17 protein-coding genes are annotated in these 19752 nt (G+C 71.9%); 9 read left to right on the top strand and 8 right to left on the bottom strand.

Annotated features, from left to right (window positions below; all coding sequences use genetic code 11):
• The coding region (locus tag G3I56_RS21530) for an O-antigen ligase family protein (protein ID WP_164411343.1) at positions 1-785 on the top strand (785 nt) is incomplete at its 5' end.
• Between the two features lie 24 nt (positions 786-809).
• Here the strand turns inward: G3I56_RS21530 and G3I56_RS21535 are convergent.
• Together G3I56_RS21535 and G3I56_RS21540 are read right to left on the bottom strand one after the other, a co-directional pair.
• Positions 810-1352, bottom strand: coding sequence for a hypothetical protein (locus tag G3I56_RS21535; RefSeq protein WP_164411345.1), 543 nt, complete (start codon positions 1350-1352; stop codon positions 810-812).
• 84 nt (positions 1353-1436) lie between these two features.
• Positions 1437-2222, bottom strand: coding sequence for an aspartate/glutamate racemase family protein (locus G3I56_RS21540; RefSeq protein WP_164411347.1), 786 nt, complete (start codon positions 2220-2222; stop codon positions 1437-1439).
• A gap of 70 nt (positions 2223-2292) precedes the next feature.
• Here G3I56_RS21540 and G3I56_RS21545 point away from each other — a divergent pair, with 70 nt between their 5' ends.
• A complete protein-coding gene (locus G3I56_RS21545; protein WP_164411639.1) occupies positions 2293-3459 on the top strand; it encodes a glycosyltransferase in 1167 nt (388 codons plus the stop codon).
• A gap of 16 nt (positions 3460-3475) precedes the next feature.
• On the opposite strand, the gene G3I56_RS21550 is transcribed toward G3I56_RS21545, so the two are convergent.
• On the bottom strand, positions 3476-4759 hold the full coding sequence (locus G3I56_RS21550; RefSeq protein ID WP_164411641.1) for a TerD family protein: 1284 nt from the start codon (positions 4757-4759) through the stop codon (positions 3476-3478).
• Between the two features lie 275 nt (positions 4760-5034).
• Here G3I56_RS21550 and G3I56_RS21555 point away from each other — a divergent pair, with 275 nt between their 5' ends.
• The 4 genes from G3I56_RS21555 (at position 5035) to G3I56_RS21570 (ending at position 9701) form a co-directional block, all read left to right on the top strand.
• Positions 5035-5484: a DUF6643 family protein gene (locus G3I56_RS21555; RefSeq protein ID WP_164411349.1), complete on the top strand. Its 450-nt coding sequence runs from the start codon at positions 5035-5037 to the stop codon at positions 5482-5484.
• Positions 5485-5526: 42 nt separating this feature from the next.
• On the top strand, positions 5527-6351 hold the full coding sequence (locus G3I56_RS21560) for an MOSC N-terminal beta barrel domain-containing protein (RefSeq protein ID WP_164411351.1): 825 nt from the start codon (positions 5527-5529) through the stop codon (positions 6349-6351).
• Between the two features lie 188 nt (positions 6352-6539).
• Positions 6540-7145, top strand: a complete 606-nt coding sequence (locus tag G3I56_RS21565) for a hypothetical protein (protein ID WP_164411353.1) — start codon at positions 6540-6542, stop codon at positions 7143-7145.
• Positions 7146-7262: 117 nt separating this feature from the next.
• On the top strand, positions 7263-9701 hold the full coding sequence (locus G3I56_RS21570) for a right-handed parallel beta-helix repeat-containing protein (RefSeq protein ID WP_164411355.1): 2439 nt from the start codon (positions 7263-7265) through the stop codon (positions 9699-9701).
• Here G3I56_RS21570 and G3I56_RS21575 read toward each other — a convergent pair.
• On the bottom strand, positions 9671-12073 hold the full coding sequence (locus G3I56_RS21575; RefSeq protein WP_164411357.1) for a hypothetical protein: 2403 nt from the start codon (positions 12071-12073) through the stop codon (positions 9671-9673). The two genes, G3I56_RS21570 and G3I56_RS21575, sit on opposite strands and share 31 nt — an antisense overlap.
• Before the next feature lie 379 nt (positions 12074-12452).
• Between G3I56_RS21575 and G3I56_RS21580 the strand changes: the two genes are divergently transcribed.
• Positions 12453-13271, top strand: coding sequence for a DeoR/GlpR family DNA-binding transcription regulator (locus tag G3I56_RS21580; RefSeq protein ID WP_164411359.1), 819 nt, complete (start codon positions 12453-12455; stop codon positions 13269-13271).
• Between the two features lie 110 nt (positions 13272-13381).
• Here G3I56_RS21580 and G3I56_RS21585 read toward each other — a convergent pair whose 3' ends face one another.
• Complete coding sequence (locus tag G3I56_RS21585) at positions 13382-14509, bottom strand: PLP-dependent cysteine synthase family protein (protein ID WP_343240026.1); 1128 nt, start codon at positions 14507-14509, stop codon at positions 13382-13384.
• Positions 14510-14850: 341 nt separating this feature from the next.
• On the opposite strand from G3I56_RS21585, the gene G3I56_RS21590 reads away from it, so the two are divergent.
• Both G3I56_RS21590 and G3I56_RS21595 read left to right on the top strand, forming a co-directional pair.
• The gene (locus G3I56_RS21590; protein ID WP_164411361.1) at positions 14851-15174 is read left to right on the top strand and encodes a hypothetical protein; all 324 of its coding nucleotides are present in this window, start codon (positions 14851-14853) and stop codon (positions 15172-15174) included.
• Between the two features lie 242 nt (positions 15175-15416).
• On the top strand, positions 15417-15992 hold the full coding sequence (locus tag G3I56_RS21595) for an ATP-binding protein (RefSeq protein WP_164411363.1): 576 nt from the start codon (positions 15417-15419) through the stop codon (positions 15990-15992).
• Between the two features lie 45 nt (positions 15993-16037).
• Here the strand turns inward: G3I56_RS21595 and G3I56_RS21600 are convergent, their stop codons facing one another.
• The 3 genes from G3I56_RS21600 to G3I56_RS21610 are packed head-to-tail and all read right to left on the bottom strand — an operon-like array spanning position 16038 to position 19686.
• Positions 16038-18620, bottom strand: a complete 2583-nt coding sequence (locus tag G3I56_RS21600; protein WP_164411365.1) for an FtsX-like permease family protein — start codon at positions 18618-18620, stop codon at positions 16038-16040.
• Positions 18617-19372: an ABC transporter ATP-binding protein gene (locus G3I56_RS21605; protein ID WP_164411367.1), complete on the bottom strand. Its 756-nt coding sequence runs from the start codon at positions 19370-19372 to the stop codon at positions 18617-18619. The genes G3I56_RS21600 and G3I56_RS21605 overlap by 4 nt, the downstream gene beginning before the upstream one ends.
• Positions 19369-19686 (bottom strand): SHOCT domain-containing protein, encoded by a 318-nt coding sequence (locus G3I56_RS21610; RefSeq protein WP_164411369.1) that lies wholly within the window; start codon positions 19684-19686, stop codon positions 19369-19371. Before G3I56_RS21610 ends, G3I56_RS21605 begins: the two co-directional genes overlap by 4 nt.
• Positions 19687-19752: the final 66 nt, after the last annotated feature.

Raw genomic sequence — 19752 nt, forward strand, 5'->3', positions numbered from 1 at the left:
AGACCGCCGCCCCGCCCGGGCACCTCGGGGGCATGGCCGCGCTGCTCGTCCTGGCGACCGGCGCCGCCTGCTGCGCTGCCTGGGAGGCCCGCCCGCCGCTGCTGCGACTGGCGCTGCGCGCCCTGGCCTTGGTGATCACGTTGGCGTCGGCGGTTCTCGGCCCGCTCGCCGGATTCGCCTTCTGTGCCGCCGTCCTGCTCTGCTCGCTCGCCGCCGGCCACATGCCGCGCCGGGGCGTGGGCCTCGCGGGGCTGGATCTGACGACGGCCCTGGCGACCGGGACGGCGTGGGCGGTCGCCGAGGACGTACTGCCGGCCGGGCCGGCCGATTCGCTGGAGGGGCAGGTGGGCGGTCACCGGCTCGATCTGTGGCGCGACGCCCTGCTGCTGGCCCACCGGGATCCGACAATGGGGGTGGGGCCGGGCAGGTTCGGGGAACTCGGCCGAACGGCTGCCCAGTCGCTGCCGGTCGAGGCCAGACCGCACTCCGCGCCTCTCCAGCAGGCGGCCGAGCAGGGCGTGGTCGGCGTGGCCCTGCTGGCGGCGGTCTTCTGCTGGGTGCTGTACGCCCTGTGGCGCACTCCGCGTCCCACCTCCGTCGCGCTGACCGCGGGCGCGGCCCTGACAGGTCTGGCCGCCCTCGCGACGGTCGGCAACGTGTTGAGCTTCACCACGGTGACCGTGGGCGCGGGCCTCCTCGCGGGCCTGGCGACGGCCCGCCCGTTCGTCCACGAGACACCGGACACGGCGCCGACACGCGCGCGGGAACAGTGGGAACACCGGTAGACCGCCGGGAGAGCGACCGGCACGTCAGTGCGCGGCCCCCGCCGCACCCGACCGCAGCCGGTCCCTGATGACGCGTACGGCCGCCTCCGCGTTGTCCACGGTGATCGTGAACGTATGCCCGTCCCCGAGACGCAGCACCACGCCCTCACCCCGGCGCACGACGACCGCGGTGCCCTGCTGGGGCCGCCAGCGGTAGCCCCAGCCGCCCCACTGGCGCGGGGTGACCCTGGCCACGAACTCGGCGCCGACGATCTGGGACAGCGGAATACGGCGGCGCGGCAGGCCGATGTGGCCGCAGCGCACCTCGAGGGAGTCCTTGTCGACCTTCACGGCGACGTGCACGAACGCGAGGGTACCGAAGAGGACGAGCAGTCCGGCCGCGATACAGCCCACGACGGACATGGCGAGCGGTGCGACACCGGACGTCCACGCCGAGTCGACCGCCAGTTCGATACCGAGCGCCATGAAGGCGCAGCCACCGAGCGCCAGCAGCCACTGGGCACGATTGGTGGCCCGGCCGGTCCAGATCTCGGTCGGCACGGCTTCGTCGCGGGAGAGGTCCCTCATGCTTACGAGACTACTCAGGTTCCGCTGCGCGGGCACCGGCTTGCGGAGGGTGACTGCTCCGCCTGGCCGCCGTACGCCCCTCGGTCAGCGGACGGGGGTGGCGGCCTGCAGCAGCCGGCCTTCCTCGTAGGTCAGTGCAGCTGCGGGCAGCGGGCCCGCGGTGCCGTTCAGCAGGGCGGTGAGGGTGCCGTCAGCCGGCGCCTCGGGGGCGCGGTGCGCGCCGAGCCTGCGGAGCGTCTGGGCGGCCACCGCGCCGGCGGAACCGTGCAGGACGAGCGGCGGGCGGCCCGGCTGCTGGACGGCCGACCGGATGCGCTCGGCGACGAGTTCGTAATGGGTGCAGCCCAGGACGACGGTCGTTACCTCGTCGGGGGTGAGGGCAGCCGCGGCGGCGATGGCGGCGGCGATCGCCTGCTCGTCCGCGTGTTCGACGGCCTCGGCCAGTCCCCAGCAGGGCACCTCGGTGACCGCGACGCCCTCGGCGAAGTCCCGGATGAGGCCGCGCTGGTAGGGACTGCCGGTGGTGGCGGGGGTGGCCCAGATCGCGAAGGGCCCGCCTCCCGCGGCGGCGGGTTTGATCGCCGGGACCGTGCCGATGACGGGAAGCTCCGGTTCGAACCGGGCACGCAGGGCGGTCAGGGCGTGCACGGTCGCGGTGTTGCAGCCGACGATCAGCGCGTCGGGCCGCTGCGCCGCGGCGGCCTCGGCGACGGCCAGGGCGCGCTCGGTGAGATCCTGCGTGGTGCGGGGGCCCCAGGGCATGCCCGCGGGGTCCAGGGAGAGCACGAGATCCGCGTCGGGCCGCAGCCGCCGTACCGCCGCGGCTGCCGGCAGAAGTCCGATTCCGGAGTCCATCAGCGCGATCTTCACCCGGTCACTATAAACGGCGTGCCCTTACGGACCCCCGGGGTGGGGCAGACTGCGGCGGGTGAGCGCCGTTGTGTGGATCGCCGTCGGATCACTCGCCGCCTGGCTGTGGCTGCTGCTGTGCCAGGGCTTCTTCTGGCGTACGGACGTCAGACTGCCGCCGTACGCCCGGGAGCCGGAATCCTGGCCCTCCGTCTGTGTCGTCGTACCGGCGCGCGACGAGGCCGCCGTGCTGCCCGCGAGCCTGCCCTCCCTGCTCGCCCAGGACTATCCGGGGCGGGCCGAGGTCTTCCTGGTCGACGACGGCAGTTCGGACGGCACCGGGAAGCTGGCCCGGGAGCTGGCGCGCCGCCACGGCGGGCTGCCGCTGACCGTGGACTCGCCCGGTGAACCGCCCGCGGGCTGGACGGGCAAGCTGTGGGCCGTACGTCATGGCATCGGTCTGGCACGCGCGCGTGGACCCGAGTTCCTGCTGCTGACGGATGCTGACATCGCCCACGCGCCGGACAGTCTGCGGGAGTTGGTCGCGGCGGCGCGGGGCGGCGGCTTCGACGCCGTGTCACTGATGGCCAGGTTGCGGGTGGAGAGCGTCTGGGAGCGGCTCGTCGTACCGGCCTTCGTGTACTTCTTCGCGCAGCTCTACCCCTTCCGCCGGATCGGCAGGAAGGGGACCCGGACAGCGGCTGCCGCGGGCGGGTGCGTACTGCTGCGCACGGAGACGGCCGAGCGGGCCCGGATCCCGGACTCCATCCGTCACGCCGTGATCGACGACGTGGCGCTCGCACGGGCCGTGAAGGGCGGCGGGGGCCACATCTGGCTGGGGCTCGCCGAGCGCGTGGACAGCGTCCGGCCCTACCCGCGGCTGCACGACCTGTGGCTGATGGTCTCGCGCAGCGCGTACGCGCAGTTGCGCCACAGCCCAACGCTCCTGCTCGGCACGGTGCTCGGCCTCGCCCTGGTGTATCTGGTGCCCCCGTTCGCCCTGCTGGCCGGGCTCGCCACCGGGACGACGCCCGCGGCGGTGTGCGGCGGCCTCGCGTGGCTCGTGATGGCGGGGACGTACTCCCCGATGCTGCGCTACTACGGGCAGCCGCTGTGGCTCGCTCCCCTGCTGCCGTTCACCGCGTTCCTGTACCTCCTCATGACGGTCGACTCGGCGGTGCAGCACTACCGGGGGCGCGGCGCCGCCTGGAAGGGACGGACGTACGCGCGTCCGGAGACCGCCTCGGAAGAGAGCTGAGCCGCGTGGGTCACGGTCACTTCCGGCCGGGGGTCCAGTTCATGCCCCAGCCGTAGACGTGGTCGACGGTCCGCTGCGGGCTCACCCCGCGGTCGGGCACCAGATAGCGGGCCTCGCGCTGGACGATCAGATCGCCGCCGTTGTTGGTGATCAGGGCGAGCGCGCACACCGTGGAGGGCACCGTGCACTCGTCGAGCGAGAAGTCGACCGCCGCTCCGTTCGCCGGAGTCAGGGTGACCGTGGCGTGCAGGTCGGCGAAGGAACGCGCCCCCGCGTAGATGGTCACGAAGATGAGGATGCGCCGGAAGGCCTGCTTGTGGTCCAGGTTGACGGTGAGGTTCTCGCCGCTGGACACGGCTCCGGTGCGGTCGTCGCCGTCGAGATGGATGTACGGCGGCTGGTGCAACGCGCCGAAGGCGTTGCCGAGGGACTGTACGACGCCCTTGCTGCCGTCGGAGAGTTCGAAGAGGGCGCACAGGTCGAGGTCGAGGTCGGAGTGCTGGGCGACCGCGCGGCCGAGCTTGCTGGCCCACCCGGAGAACTGCTTGTGGACCTGCCAGTTGAGGTTGACGCGCAGAGCGCCCGACGTGCCGCCCTGCTTGGTGAGCGAGACGGACGGGGCCTCCTTGGTGAGCGTCACCTTGGTCAGGCGTACCGGCGTCGTGGGAGGGGCGGGCGGGGGCGCGGTCACGGGCCGTGCGGGCGGCGGGGGCATGGTCACCGGAGGTGCGACGGGCGGAATGGCGCGCGCGGCGGCCTGCGGGGCGGGCGGGGTGTGCTGGGGCTCGTCCACGGTGATGCCGAAGTCCGTGGCCAGGCCTGCCAGCCCGCTGCTGTAGCCCTGTCCGACCGCACGGAACTTCCAGGCGCCCTGCCGCCGGTAGAACTCGCCGAGCACGAACGCGGTTTCGACACTTGCGCCCGCGTTGTCGAAGCGGGCCACCACCGTGCCCTGCGCCGCGTCGCGGACCTCGATGTACAGGTCGGGGACCTGCCCGAACGTCCCTCCGTCGGCGGAGGCGGCGAGGACCACGGTCTCGACGGCCGGCTCCACGCGCGCGAGGTCGACGAGAAGGGTGTCCGTCACCCGGCCTCCGTTGTCCTGCTTGCCCTCGTGCCGGACCGCCTCGGAGGAGTGCACGGGCTGGTTGTAGAAGACGAAGTCGCTGTCGGAACGGACCTTTCCGGCCACCAGCAGCAACGCGGAGGCGTCCGCGTCGGGCACGCCCGGCCCGGAGCGCCAGCCCAGCTCGACCCGGAGTGCCCCCGTGGGCACCGGCGCATTCGATCCCTTAGCCATGGACATGACCGCCCCCATCTCTCCTGGACTCGCGACCAAACCCTAATCTCCCGGGCCCGCGAACTCCTGCTGAACTGCCCTGCCGGACACGGGGAGAACGCGGGGCGACCCGTCGGTAACCAGCCAGGAACCTGGCCTTTACCTGATCTCCGCACGACTCGGTGCCCCTTTTTGGCGAGTTCGCTCGCATTGGGGGTCCCAGGTCGCTACCGACACGGAAAACAACCCTCTTATCGGTCTCCCCAACCAGCTCATGTGGGTTTAACTTATGTCCCATGACCTCCCCCCGCTCCACCTACGGCGGCGGCTACTACTCCGCCTTCCCGGACACCCCGATCTACGACTCGCTCGTCGCCGAGCGGGGGGCCCCGCAGATCGCCCCGATCCGGGTCCCCGCCGCGTACGACACGGGCAACAACCTGAACCTGCCCGCGCTGCCGTCGGCGCTCCCCGCACTGCCGGCCGGCCCGTCCCAGCAGGCTCCCTCCTACGGCGGCTATCCGCAGGCGCAGCAGCCCTCGCCGCTGCAGCAGGCGCCGGCGGCGTACATCCCGCAGCAGGTACCGCCGCGCGGTTACCCCGGTGGCGGCCAGCCGATGCAGCAGCAGCGTCCGGCGCCGGCGGCCACCGGTTACGAAGCGATGCGTCCCGCGGCTCCCCGGCCGGCCCAGCCGCAGTACCAGGACCCGTACAACAACCAGCAGCAGCAGTACCGCGGCTACTGATCTCACCCGCGCGGTGTCCGTGCCTGCTGGCACGATGGCGGTATGGGGAATGCGGAGCTGCACTCGATTCACATTCATCCGGTCAAGGCGTTCCGGGGTCAGGCGCCCCGGCAGGCCGTGGTGGAGCCCTGGGGGCTGGCCGGAGACCGGCGCTGGGTACTGGTTGACGCCGGGGGAAAGGTCGTCACACAGCGCCAGCAGCCACGCCTGGCACAGGCGACCGCCGAACTGCGGCCCGACGGCGGAATTCGACTGTCCGCGCCCGGTCGCGCGCCTCTGACCGTGCCCGTCCCGGAGGTGACGGACACGACGACGGTGGACATCTTCGGCACCAAGGTGCAGGCGGTGCTCGCGGGTGACGACGCGCACGACTGGTGCGGCGGGTATCTGGGCGAGGACGTACGTCTCCTGCACATGGACGACCCCGGCACGCGCCGCGCGATCGACCCGGAGTTCGCGCTGCCCGGTGAGACCGTGAGCTTCGCCGACGGCTACCCGCTCCTGCTCACCGCCCTCGGGTCGCTCGGCGCCCTCAACGCCCTTGTCGCGCAAGGGGATCAGCCGCACGAGGGCCCGCTGCCCATGAACCGCTTCCGGCCCAACGTGGTCGTGTCGGGGACTGCCGCCTGGGCCGAGGACGACTGGTCCCGGATCGCCATCGGCGAGGTCTCCTTCCGGGTCGCCAAGATGTGCGGCCGGTGCGTGGTCACCACCACCGACCAGGACACCTCCGAACGCGGGCGGGAACCGCTGCGCACACTCGGGCGCCACCGCCGTTTCGGCAACCAGTTGGTCTTCGGCCAGAACCTGGTTCCCGAAACCACCGGCACGATCAGCGTCGGCGATCCGCTCAGGATCCTCGAATAGGCGGACGTGATCTTCCGATTGGTCCCGGAGGGCGGGAACACCGGCACAGGGCCTGGCCGTTGGGTTTGTGAGAAGTTCTTGAGACGGCCGGTGGGATCCGGTGAGTGGTGATTTCGCTCTCCCTTTGACCGGCATCGTGCGTGAACTGCTCCGACCGGGTTATCACGGAGCGGGAAGGGGGTGCGGCTGTGCGGGCGATCGGCGGACTCTGGCGCTGGCGGCACAATCCGCTGCGCCGCGCGACCGACCTCGCGGAGGCCTGGCTGGCGCTCACGGCCCTGCTGCTGATACTGCTGGCGGCACCCCTGATCGGCGTCCTCGTCGGCGGTGCCGCCCAGGGCGCGCTGCAACAGTCCGTACGGGACCAGCGGGAGGCCCGCCACCTCGTGACGGCCACCGTGGTCAAGAAGCTGGCCAGGTCCCCGTTGGAGCCCGATCCCGAGTCGGCGTCTCCTCGGGAGGCGCGAAGCCGCGTGGAGGCCGACTGGACGGGGCCGGACGGCACCGAGCAGCACGGCACGGTCATGGCGAGCCTCAAGTCCCCGCATCGCGGAGACCACTTCACCCTGTGGACGGACGCGCACGGGCGAATAGCCGCCCGCCCCCTGGACACCGCCACCGCGACGACGCACGCGGTTCTCGCCGGCTTCGGCGCGACCGTCCTGACGGCCGGGTTCGTCGAGGGCGGTAGGCGCTTGATCCTCTGGCGCATGGTCGGTCGCCGGCACGCCCGTTGGGACCGGGCCTGGGACCGGGCCGGACCCGACTGGGGCCGGACCGGGACAGGCAGTTGACCGCCTTCCGGCTCTGGTCAACCCACCGTGCCCGCGCACGCTACGGTGGACCGGCCGACATCGTGCGGCACCTTCCGCTACATCCCGCGTTCCACGAGGTGGGGGCACAGCAGCGCCATGGCACAGGGCACGGTCCAGGTGACGCACACCGGTACATCGAGGTGGCGGCGCCGCACGGGTGAGTACGCGTCGCTCGCCGCGGCCCTGGAGGCCGCGGCGGACGGAGACGTCCTCACCGTCGCGCCCGGCACCTACCGGGAGAACCTCGTCGTCGAGCGGGCGGTGACACTGCGCGGCCCGGAGGGCTCCCCCGGCTCGGTGCGCATCGCGCCCGTGGACGGCGTGCCCCTCACCGTGCGCGCCTCGGCAGTGGTCCAGGACCTGCATGTGGAGGGCCAGGACTCGACCGCGGCGGCAGTGCTCGTCGAGGAGGGCACACCGGAACTGCTGGACCTGCGGATCGTCACGCGGTCCGCCGCGGGCATCGAGGTGCGCGGCGGCGCCCGCCCGACGGTGCGACGCTGCACGATCGACAACCCGGCGGGCGCCGGCATCGCCGTACTGGACGACGCGGGCGGGGTCTTCGAGGAGTGCGAGGTCGTCGCGGCCGGCCAGGCGGGCGTGACCGTGCGCGACGGCGGCCATCCGCGTCTGGAGCGCTGCCGGGTGCACCACGCCTCGGGCGTCGGCCTGTCCGTCTCGGGCGAGAACTCGGCGCTGGAAGCGGTCGGTTGTGAGGTCTACGAGGTCAAGGGCAGCGGCGTCCAGGTCACCGGACGGGCCACCGCCTTCCTCACCGACTGCGATGTGCACCGTACGTCCGCGGACGGCGTGACGCTCGACACCGACGCCGTGCTGACGCTCGCCGACTGCCGTATCCACGACATCCCGGAGAACGCGGTCGACCTGCGGTCCCGCTCGGTCCTCACTCTCACCCGCACGACGGTGCGTCAGTTCGGGCGCAACGGGCTGTCGGTGTGGGACCCGGGCACACGGGTGGACGCCAACCAGTGCGAGATCTTCGACAGCACCGGCGACTATCCGGCGGTGTGGATCAGCGACGGCGCCACCGCGGTTCTCGAGTCCTGCCGGGTGCACGACGTGCCGGACGCCCTGTTCGTGCTCGACCGGGGCTCTCGCGCGGACGTCATCGACAGCGACCTCTCCCAGGTGCGCAACACAGCCGTGTCGGTCAGCGACGGCGCGACGGCGCAGCTCGACGACTGCCGTATCCGGGACGCGGCGACGGGTGCCTGGTTCCGCGACCACGGCAGCGGTGGCACGCTCAACGGCTGCACGGTGGTCGGCACCCAGACCGGTGTCATCGTCACCAAGGGCGCCGACCCCACCATCGAGCGCTGCACGGTCGACTCCCCCGCCGAGGCGGGCTTCTACGTGTCGGCCGGCGGCCGGGGCAGCTTCCTGCAGTGCCGGGTGACGGGCAGCGAGGGCTACGGCTTCCATGTGATAGACGGCTGCCGTTCGACGCTGACGAAGTGCCGCACGGAGCGGTGCGCGCGCGGTGGTTACGAGTTCGCCGACGGTGGTTCAGGCGCGGCCTCCGGCGGCGGGCCGATCGTCGAGGACTGCACCAGCGACGAGAGCGCGACACTGCGGACCCCCTCGCTGCCGGAGACGGCCGTCCAGACGGTGGTGCAGTCCGCGGGGCTGCTGGGCTCGATCCCGGGCCAGCGCGCCACTGAGCAGGACGCGACGGCCGCCGGCCCCGAGCCGGAGAAGGCCGCGCGGTCCCCCAAGGACGTCCTCGGTGAACTCGACGCGCTGGTGGGCCTGGAGAGCGTCAAGCGCGAGGTGCGGGCCCTCACCGACATGATCGAGGTCGGCCGGCGCCGGCAGCAGGCGGGCCTCAAGGCGGCCTCCGCCCGACGCCATCTGGTCTTCACGGGCTCCCCCGGTACCGGCAAGACGACGGTCGCCCGGCTCTACGGCGAGATCCTGGCCGCGCTCGGCGTCCTGGAGAAGGGCCATCTCGTCGAGGTGTCCCGGGTGGACCTGGTCGGCGAGCACATCGGTTCGACGGCGATCCGCACCCAGGAGGCCTTCGACCGGGCGCGCGGCGGTGTGCTGTTCATCGACGAGGCGTACGCGCTGTCCCCGGAGGACTCCGGCCGTGACTTCGGCAAGGAGGCCATCGACACGCTGGTGAAGCTGATGGAGGACCACCGGGAGGCGGTGGTGGTGATCGTCGCGGGCTACACGGCCGAGATGGAGCGCTTCCTTTCGGTCAACCCCGGTGTCGCGTCCCGTTTCTCGCGGACCATCACCTTCGGTGACTACGGCCCCGAGGAACTGCTGCGGATCGTGGAGCAGCAGGCGGAGGAGCACGAGTACCGGCTCGGCCCGGGCGCCTCCGACGCCCTGCTGAAGTACTTCGAGGAGATCCCCAAGGGGGCCACGTTCGGCAACGGCCGCACGTCACGGCAGACGTTCGAGGCGATGGTCGAGCGGCACGCGGGCCGGGTCGCCCAGCACGCCGAGCCGAGTACGGACGACCTGACCCTGCTCTACTCGGAGGACCTGCCGGATCTGCCCTGAGCTCCGCTCCCGGGCCGCGGCCCGGGCAGCGCCTCGCGGGGCAGCAGCCGCCCCAGCAGCTCCTCGCGCTCCTCGACGAAGGCGGGGTCGGCCTGGTAGTCGGAGTGGCCGAGAATCGGCGAGGGCAGCGGATGCTCCTTGTTCCGGCCGTAGGAGAGCGGGTCCCTGAGCGGTGCGCGGTCCACCTCGGGCCCGCAGTCGCCGGGCAGGTGCACAGGGCCGCCGATGGGGTCGGTGAGCCGGTACAGGTTGCGCCAGCAGGCCACGTCGTGATGCAGCGAGGTGAGCGCGGCGGGGCCGAAGTGGGCCGGGAACCAGCGTCCGTACAGGCGCTCCAGTGGTGAGCCGTACGTCAGCAGTGCCACGCGCTTGCGTACGGCGGGCGTCAGCTGCCAGGCGGCGGCTGCCGCGAGGACGCTGCCCTGGGAGTGCCCGGAGATGACGAGGCGTCCGCCGGTGGCCTCGGTCCAGGTGGCCATCCGCCAGGTCAGGTCGGGCACGGCGCGCTCGGCGTAGCAGGGCGGTGCGAAGGGGTGGGAGGCGCGCGGCCAGAAGGTGCCGACGTCCCACAGGATGCCGATGGTGCGCCGCGCGGCCGGGTCCTTGTAGGCGCGCCGCCCCCAGGTGACGAACAGCAGGAAGCCGAATCCGATCAGCCAGGACCCGAGGGCCTGGGCGGTCTCGGCGGCGCCCTGGATCACCGCGTACGCGCCGTGCGAGGCCTCTCCCGGCGTGTCGTCGGTGACCTGGGCTCCGCCCAGCGCGGCGGCGCCCAGGAACAGTGTCGCCGCGGAGGTGATGCCGACGATGCGGGGCGCCCGGTCGGTGAGCGCGGCCATCGCGCGCATGCCGGCGATCCGGCGGGTGCGCATGGCGTCCATCTGTACCCCGGAGCCGTCGCCGTATTCCCGCTCCACGGCATCCCGCTCGGCACGGCGCAGTCGCAGGGTGCGCCGTGCCAGCCAGCCGACGAGGCCCAGGACGACCAGGAGGACGGCCGGGATCACGGACGCCTGCCAGGTCAGCAGGACGGGCGGGCCTTCGATGGTGCCGCCGGTGCCGTCCAGCCAGTCGGCGACGCGCTGGGACACACCGCCGGACATCACACCGCCCAGCGCGCAGGCGAGCGTCGTGACGGCGGGTCCGCCGAGGCCGCGCATGGCGGCCCGCGGGTCGGGGTGGGCGCTGTACAGCAGGTGGGCGACGAGGGCCAGGACGATGACGACGACGCCCTGGAGCAGGGTGAGGGCGCCGAAGGTCGTGTCGCCCGGCAGCCGCCCCGCCGACCGCCACCCGGGGCGCGACCAGCCGGCGTAAACGGCCGTCAGGAGCAGCAGGACGAGCGCGCCGCCCGGGAGGAGGCGGACGAGCCGGGCGTCGAGCGCCTGGTCCAGACGTCTCTCGCTGCGCCCCCTGCGGCACACCACCCACACCACGGCGACGGCCCCGGCGACCAGAGCCGCGTACAGGAGCCCGGCCAGGGTCTCCAGGGCCGCCGGGCCGCCGGGCGCGCGGTCGTGACGGGCGGCGGCGGAGCCCAAGGCGGCGGCGACCGTCAGCAGGCCGGCCGCGGTGTGCGCGGCGCGCAGCCGGGCGACCAACCGCCGTCCGTACCAGAACCCGGGCCGCCCCAGCGCCGTACGGATGTTGTCGTCGGCGGCCTCGGGGGCGTGGGCCATCGGCCGCTGGGACTCGTACGCGCTCCAGGTGCGGCGGGAGAGGAACCACAGCAGGCCGGTGAGCGCTGCGGGCACCACGGCGGCCAGGGCCAGGCGGCGGCCCGGCGCGCTCCACCAGCCGCCGCCCGACTCGGCCGGGGAGAGGAAGCCGAGCCAGGAGTGCGCCTCGGCGCACGCGCGCGTGCCCGCGCACTGCCAGGCCGTGAGGTCGAGGGCGACCTCACAGGCGGCGGCGACCAGGAGAACGGTGAGGCTCAGGGCGGCGAGGCGCACCAGGAGGCCGTAGAGACGGACCGTGCCCTGCCGGTTGCGGGCGGTCGGGCGCATCCAGTGGGCGAGGTTGACCACCATGAACGGCAGCAGCAACAGCCACAGGGCGCGCGTGCCGTTGCCGGAGGTGAGGTTGCACCAGACGTACGCCTCGCGGACCGGTGCGCCGCGCGGGTCGGCCGGCCCGTCCTCCGCCCCGGCGTCGGCCGCGCGCCGGAAGACGGCGGCCGTGTCGTCGCCGGTGATACGGACGGTCCGCGGATCGTTGAGCATCTTCTCGGGCGTGGCACCGCCCACGCCGTGGACCAGTAATTCCAGGGCGATGCCGGTGGTGGTCCCCGCTCCGGTGCGCTCGGCCCCTCCGGGCGGCTCGGCCGCGCCGTTCACCCCGGTCGTCGAGGCCCGTTCCTGTGCACGCTCCATTGTTCGCACTTCCCCCGTTGCTCGTGCTTCCCCCGTGCCACGCGGACGCCCTGCGCCCTGTCCGCGGCGATGCCGCGCGGGACTGGAGGATCTCCGCCCGGTGGGCTCCGTACACCTGTCGGCACGGAATCTCCCCGATCCGTGTGACGAGCGAGGAGCCCGTGTTGCCAGAGTGACATGTTCGCGTCGTGACGGGCAGTGGCGCGACGAGTACCGGCCCATGCGAGTATGGGACGTCCGCCGGGCCGCTAGCAGGAGGAATGTCCTTGTCGGAGCGGGTTCGCAGCAGGTTCGCAGCGGGTGTGCGGGACGTGTCGGAGATGGTGGGGGCGAGTGGACCGACAGGCCCGAAGGAACCCCGGAAGGACGTGGAGCGGTCGTGAATGACAACCAGAACCTCCTCGCGGAACAGCGCCGCGCCCTGATCCTGGACGAGGTACGGCGCCGTGGAGGCGTGCGCGTCAACGAACTGACCCGCAAGCTCGGTGTGTCCGACATGACGGTCCGCCGTGACCTCGACGCGCTGGCCCGCCAGGGCGTCCTGGAGAAGGTGCACGGCGGCGCGGTGCCGGTGGTCGAGGCGAGCACCCACGAGCCGGGGTTCGAGGCGAAATCCGGCCTGGAACTGACGGCCAAGGAGGACATCGCCCGGGCCGCGGCGGAGTTGGTCGCGCCGGGCTCGGCGATCGCCCTGTCGGGCGGTACGACGACGTACGCGCTGGCCCATCAACTACTGGACGTGCCGGATCTGACCGTGGTGACCAACTCGGTGCGCGTGGCCGACGTCTTCCACGCCGCGCAGCGCGTGTCGGGGCAGCGGCAGGGGGCGGCGACAGTGGTGCTGACCGGTGGGGTGCGGACGCCGTCCGACTCGCTGGTGGGGCCGGTGGCCGACCAGGCCATCGCGTCGCTCCACTTCGACGTGCTGTTCCTCGGTGTGCACGGGATATCCGTCGTGGCGGGGCTGTCCACGCCGAACCTCGCGGAGGCGGAGACGAATCGGCGGCTCGTGCAGTCCGCCCGGCGGGTTGTGGTGGTCGCCGACCACACCAAGTGGGGGACGGTGGGGCTCAGTTCGTTCGCGGCGTTGGAGCAGGTGGATACGTTGGTGACGGACTCGGGGTTGGTGCCTGAGGCTCGGGGTGAGGTTTCGGAGCATTTGCGGCGGCTGGTTGTCGCCGGTGAGGTTGGTAGTTGAGGGGCGCATAACAGGGTGCCCTGGCAGGTGCGTTTGCGGGTGCGGGTTCGTTGTGGCTTGTCGCGCCCACGCGGCGGAGCCGCAAATGTCACAGCCCCGCGCCCCTTAGGTCAGTTGGGCCACATCCCTGTTTTCAGGAAGCCCTCGATTTTTGCCCCGTACGGCGCGATGTCGAGGTTCTGTTCCTTCAGCCAGGTGTCCGAGTAGTACTTGTCCAGGTAGCGGTTGCCGTGGTCGCACAGGAGGGTTACGACGCTGCCCTGTTGGTCCTTCGCGATCATCTCCGCGACGATCTTGAGGGCGCTCCACAGGCCCGTGCCCGTGGAGGCGCCCGCCTTGCGGCCGATGGCTCGGTCCAGGGCTCTCACCGCGGCGACGCTGGCCGCGTCCGGGACCTTCATCATGCGGTCCACCGCGCCGGGGACGAAGCTGGGTTCCATGCGGGGGCGGCCGATTCCCTCGATGCGGGAGCCGCAGTCGCAGGTGACGTCCGGATCGCCGGTGGTCCAGCCCTCGAAGAAGCAGGAGTTCTCCGGGTCGGCGACACAGACAAGGGTGTCGCGCTGCGTGTAGTGGACGTAGCGGGCGAGCGTCGCCGAGGTGCCGCCGGTGCCGGCCGTGGCGACGATCCACGCCGGCTCCGGGAAACGCTCCAACTCCAGCTGCCGGAATATGGATTCGGCGATGTTGTTGTTTCCGCGCCAGTCCGTGGCCCGTTCCGCGTAGGTGAACTGGTCCATATAGTGGCCGCCCGTCTCCGCCGCGAGGACTGCCGAGGCCTCGTACATCTTGCGCGAGTCGTCCACGAAATGACATCGGCCGCCGTGGAACTCGATGAGGCGGCACTTCTCGGCGCTGGTCGTGCGCGGCATCACCGCGATGAAGGGCACGCCGATCAGTTTCGCGAAGTACGCCTCCGAGACGGCGGTGGAGCCGCTGGACGCCTCGATCACCGGGCGGCCGGAGCGGATCCAGCCATTGCACAGGCCGTAGAGGAAGAGCGAGCGGGCGAGGCGGTGTTTGAGGCTTCCGGTGGGGTGGGTCGACTCGTCCTTCAGATACAGGTCGACACCCCACTTCTCGGGCAGCGGGAAGCGCAGCAGGTGCGTGTCGGCCGAGCGGTTGGCGTCGGCCTGGACCTTACGGACGGCCTCTTTGAGCCAGGCGCGGTAGTCGGCGTCACTTCGGTCCACATCGAGCGTGTCCAGGGTTTCGGCGGTCCCGGTGGGGTCGGGGATGCTCACGTCAGGCTCCTTGTGCTGCACGGCGCCGACGGCTTCTGCGGCCGCCGGACACAACCGATCATAGACACCTTCCACACGCCTCTCACCTGCATAAACATCCCTTTGGGCGACTCAAAGGGATGCCAGGGGTGCGGAGCCGGGGAGAGACAGGGCGAGGGCCGGAAAGGCCCGGGGCGCATCCCGGTGAGTGCTTCCACCGGTTGCCGGAGAGCGCCGCACGCACTGGTGCTCGACGCCGGGGGCGGGCAGACTGCTCGGCACGGGGGCGCACACTGGATCACGTTCCACGGGATCACCACGCATCTCGGCGGAAGCCGACAAGGGGGCGGAGCATCATGGCGGAGCCGGAGTTCACGGCCACGGGCGTGCGGATCGGGAAGAGGCTGCGCTCCCTCACCCGGGCCGGACAGGTCCGGATCAGCGGCGGCAGGCTGGAGTTGCTCACCAGTTACGGCAGCGAGATCGACAGCGCTCCCGTGCAAGCGGTGCGCGCGTCGAAGCCCTGGTTCGCGGCCGACGACAGGGCGCTCGCCGACATCAACGGCAAGCGTTACCAGCTGACACTGGGGGAACACGACCCCGCGCCGGGCCGGCCCGGGCCACCCGCGGCGCGCCGGTTCATCGAGGCCGTACGCAGGGCGGCGGGGCGCGGACACTGAACAGGGCGGGGACGGTGGGGCCGTACCTCGCGCGGACATCGGGCGTGCCTGGAGAACCGTGCCGCGAGTTGCGGGTTTCCACCCCCTGAGTCACGCTTGTCACACATCACTCTGGGTTTACCGGCGATAACGCTGCGAACCAGCCCGCCGGCCATCGACAGCAGGCGGCCAGTGCACGCAGGCACTCTGCTGGATCGGATCTCGTGTCTTCTTCCGGACCTCAATTCGGGGAGTCGCAAGCCGTGATCAGTCACCCGAGCAGGCAATGCACGGTGGAGCTCCAAGCCCTGCCGTCGCGGATCGGCCAGGTCCGCAGAATCGTCTCTGCACAGTTGCGCTACTGGCATCTGGATCCCTTGATAGACCGGGCCTCGCTCGGTGTGACCGAACTGCTCACCAACGTCCACCGGCACGCCCAGCCCGACAAGATGTGCACCGTGGACATCGAGGTCCTGCTCGACCGGCTCACGGTCTCGGTGCACGACCACGATCCGCGCATTCCCGAGCTGCGGGACGCGGATCCCACCGCCACCTGCGGACGGGGCCTCGCGATGGTCGCCGCGGTCAGCGAGAGCTGGGGTGTGCGGCCGGACGGCGAGTCCGGGAAGGTCGTGTGGTTCACCCTGCCGACGCTCACGCCGGTGGTGGCGGCCCCGGAGACCAGGCCCGCGACCGCGGCGCCCGCACTTCAGCCGTTCGAGGAGCAGCTGTGTGCCGGTCCCGGGTACGACGAGCCGCCGTACGACAAGGGACACAAGCCGGGGGTACTCCGGCGCAGGCCGGAACACGCTCCCGCCCGGTCGGCCGTTGTCGGCTGACCGGGCGGTGACCAGCGGTATCCCTCCCCCGCCTGCGTCCGTACGTCACTCGGTGGCGATGGCACGCAGTACGTCCAGGCGTGCTGCCCGCCGGGCCGGGCGCAGACCGGCGAGCGCGCCTGCCGCGACGCCCACCAGGGCCACGATCACGAGCTGTGCGGACGGCAGCGCGAAGGCGAAGACACTGTCGCTCACGCCGTCCGAGGCCTTCACCAGCACCCAGCCGAGGAAGCCGCCGAGGGCGAGCCCGCCCACCGTGCCGAAGGCGGCGACGAGGACCGACTCCCAGCGGACCATGGCGCGCAGTTGGGCGCGGGTCTGACCGACGGCCCTCAACAGGCCGAGTTCGCGGGTACGTTCATGGATGGCGAGGGTCAGCGTGTTGGCGATGCCGAGGAGTGCGATGAGCACCGCGAGGGCGAGCAGCGCGTAGACGAGGGTGAGCATCATTTCGATGCCCGCGGCCGACGACTGGGCGTACTCGTCGCGGGTCCGCACCTCGGGGTCGCCGTAGCTCGCGGCGATCTGCTCCACGGCGGCCTTGCCCGCGTCCGTGCTCACGCCGTCCTTGAAGGAGACGGCGATCAAGGTGTCGGAGTCCTGGATGCGGTGCGGAGCCCAGGCGGCGCGGGTGATGACGTACTCGCCGGCGAGTTCCGACCGGCCGTAGACCGCGCGGACGGTGAAGTTCTCCTTCCGGCCGTCGGTGAAGGTGAGCCGGGTCGTGTCGCCGGCCTTCAGGCCCTGCCGGTCGGCCTCCGCCTCGGTGACGGCGATGCCGTCGGTGCCGAGGTCGTCGAGCGAGCCGCGGATGTCACCGAGGTCGAAGACCCTGCTGAGGGTGACGGGGTCGGTGACGGTCAACGCCCTTCCCTTGCCGTCGACTTCGGCGACTCCTCGGCCGAGTCCGACCGCGTCGGCCACCTCTGGGCGTTGGGCGATCGCGGGTGCGAGGCCGGGGCTGAGTCCGCTGCCGCCCGCCCCGAACGACGGGGTGCTCACGGCCACGTCGCCCGCGAAGGACCGCGACACGGTCTGGTCCATGGTGGCCTTCAGCGAGGCGCCGAACACCGTGAACAGGGAGACGACCGCAACGCCGATCATCAGCGCGCTCGCCGTGGCGGCGGTCCGCTTCGGGCTGCGCAGGGCGTTGCGCCGGGCGAGGCCGCCGGTGACCCCGCGCAGCCGGTCGAGGGGGCCGCCAAGGACCCGTACCACGGTCGTCGACGCTACCGGGCCCAGGACCACGAAGGCAGCGAGGGCCAGTACGGCGCCAAGTCCCGCCAGCCACAGGGACGGTGAGACCAGGACGCCGGTCAGCGTCATGGCGAGCGCGAGGGCGCCGAGGCCCGCGCCGATGACCGCCCGGGCTGACGAGGCGCCCGACCGGTCGACGGCCGTCTCCCGGAGCGCGGCCAGAGGTGCGGTGCGGCCGGCGCGTACGGCGGGCAGCAGGGCGGAGCCCAGGCAGACCACGATGCCGACCGCGAGCGGCAGCAGCATGGACAGCCAGCTGATGACCAAGCCGCCCTCAGGGAACGGGAATCCGATGGCCGGGAACAGCGCCTGGAGGCCTGCGGCGATACCGATACCGCCCGCGAGGCCCGCGATCGACGCCGTCACTGCGACCGCGGTCGCCTCGATGAGCGTGGCCGCGGTGACCTGTCGGCGGGAGACTCCCAGGGCTCGCAACAGGGCGTTCTCGCGGGTGCGTTGGGCGACAACGATCGCGAAGGTGTTGTGGATGGAGAAGGTCGCGACCAGGATCGCCACGCCCGAGAAGACAAGGAGGAAGAGGATGAAGACGGTCAGGAACCGGCTGGAGATCATCTCGGTGTTCTCCTCGGCCGACTCCTGACCGGTGATCGCCTCAACTCCGCTGGGCAGTACGGGAGTCAGCCGGTCGACCAGTTCCTGCTGACCGACCCCGGGGCCGGCCCGCACCTGGATGCCCGCCGCCTCACCGGGCTTCGCGGTCAGGTACTTCTCGGCGTCGGCCTGGGTCATCCCGGTGAACGTCACCTGCGCCATGCCGTCCTCGCCCGCGAAGGTCGCGAGGCCCACGACGGTCACCTTCACCGGGTCGGGCGTACGCAGGACGGTCGTGTCGCCGATCCTCAGGTCGCCCTTCTTGGCCGTACCCCGGTTGACGACGACCTCGCCGGGCTTCAACGGGGCTCGCCCTTCGGCGAGTTGGTACGGGTTGAGCTGCGCGTCGGTGATCCAGTTGCCGGCGAGAGTGGGCGGGCCCTGGCCGCCGATCGGCTTGCCGTCGGAGCCGATGAGCTGGCCCGCGCCCTGAATGTCGGGGACGGCGGCGGCGACACCGGGGACCTGCTCGACGGTCTTCAACAGCTCGGTGGATACGGGCTGACGTACGCCCTGGCTCTCGCCGGAGGTGGTGATGGCGTCGGCGCTGCGGACGACCGCGTCGGTGCCGCTCGCCGCGTCGCCGAACATGGTGTCGAAGCCGGCTCGCAGGGTGTCGCCCATGACCAGGGTCCCGGCCAGGAAGGCCACGCCGAGGAACACCGCGAGGAACGAGCCGGCGAAGCGGCGCCTGTGGGCGCGCAGCGAGGAGAGGCTGATGCGGACGGTGGGCCGGAGGGTGTGTGCGCGGGTGGTCATGACGGCACCTCGAAGGCTTTCAGCCGGTCCAGGACCTTTTCGGCGGTCGGGGACTCCATCCGGTCGACCAGCCGGCCGTCGGCCAGGAAGAGGACCTGGTCCGCGTGGGCGGCGGCGACCGGGTCGTGGGTGACCATGACGACCGTGCGGTCCATGTGCCGCACCGCTCGGCCGAGCAGGCCGAGGACCTCCTCACCGGAGCGCGAGTCGAGGTTGCCGGTCGGTTCGTCGGCGAAGACGACGTCGGGCCGGCCGGCGAACGCCCGTGCCACGGCGACGCGTTGCTGCTGGCCGCCGGAGAGTTCGGAGGGTCGGTGGTGGAGCCGGTCGCGCAGGCCGACCACGTCGACGAGCGAGTCGATCCACTCCGGGTCGCCGGTTCTGCCCGTCAGGTCGATCGGGAGTGTGATGTTCTCGGCGACGGTCAGCGTCGGGACCAGGTTGAACGCCTGGAAGACGAAGCCGATCCGGTCGCGGCGCAGGAGGGTGAGGCGCCGGTCTTCGAGTGCGCCCAGTTCGGTGTCGCCGATGAAGGCGGCTCCGGAGGTGAGGGTGTCCAGACCGGCCGCGCAGTGCATCAGGGTGGACTTGCCGGAGCCCGACGGCCCCATGATCGCGGTGAAGCGCCCGGCCGGGAAGCCGACGCTCACCCCGTCGAGGGCCCGTACGGCGGTGTCGCCACCGCCGTACACCTTCACCGCGTCGACGACCCGGGCCGCCGTACGGGGCATGGTGGAGGTGGTGGTGGTCATACCGCACCGCCCTTGCCCGCACGGCCGCCCGCGCCACCGAACTGCTCGTCCAGGACGGAGAGCCGCCGCCAGTACTCGTCCTCGTCGATCTCGCCGGAGGCGAAGCGCCGGCCCAGTACGGCGAGGGGCGCATCGCCGGAGGGGCGGTCCTGGGCGTCGTAGCGGCCGTCCATGGCACGCCACGGGCCACGGCGAACGCGCCAGGCCGTGCGGCGCAGGACGGTGACGACGCCGATCACGACGGCCGCCCAGATCAGCGGGAAGAACAGGATCCACGGGCCGGGGCCGCCGTTCCAGTTCGCGAGGGTCTGCATGTCGAGTCATCTCCCGGGTCGGGTTTTTGGCTGGTGACTCGAGGTTCGCGCCGGGAGGGGGTCCAG

Source organism: Streptomyces sp. SID12488 (assembly GCF_010548275.1).
GTDB lineage: Bacteria > Actinomycetota > Actinomycetes > Streptomycetales > Streptomycetaceae > Streptomyces.

Excerpts from the sequence above, each read along its gene's own strand:
- G3I56_RS21550 (WP_164411641.1), bottom strand. The coding sequence starts at position 4,759 with ATGGCTAAGGGATCGAATGCGCCGGTGCCCACGGGGGCACTCCGGGTC.
- G3I56_RS21575 (WP_164411357.1), bottom strand. The coding sequence starts at position 12,073 with ATGGAGCGTGCACAGGAACGGGCCTCGACGACCGGGGTGAACGGCGCG.
- G3I56_RS21535 (WP_164411345.1), bottom strand. The coding sequence starts at position 1,352 with ATGAGGGACCTCTCCCGCGACGAAGCCGTGCCGACCGAGATCTGGACC.
- G3I56_RS21560 (WP_164411351.1), top strand. The coding sequence starts at position 5,527 with ATGGGGAATGCGGAGCTGCACTCGATTCACATTCATCCGGTCAAGGCG.
- G3I56_RS21605 (WP_164411367.1), bottom strand. The coding sequence starts at position 19,372 with ATGACCACCACCACCTCCACCATGCCCCGTACGGCGGCCCGGGTCGTC.
- G3I56_RS21600 (WP_164411365.1), bottom strand. The coding sequence starts at position 18,620 with ATGACCACCCGCGCACACACCCTCCGGCCCACCGTCCGCATCAGCCTC.
- G3I56_RS21570 (WP_164411355.1), top strand. The coding sequence starts at position 7,263 with ATGGCACAGGGCACGGTCCAGGTGACGCACACCGGTACATCGAGGTGG.
- G3I56_RS21590 (WP_164411361.1), top strand. The coding sequence starts at position 14,851 with ATGGCGGAGCCGGAGTTCACGGCCACGGGCGTGCGGATCGGGAAGAGG.
- G3I56_RS21610 (WP_164411369.1), bottom strand. The coding sequence starts at position 19,686 with ATGCAGACCCTCGCGAACTGGAACGGCGGCCCCGGCCCGTGGATCCTG.
- G3I56_RS21555 (WP_164411349.1), top strand. The coding sequence starts at position 5,035 with ATGACCTCCCCCCGCTCCACCTACGGCGGCGGCTACTACTCCGCCTTC.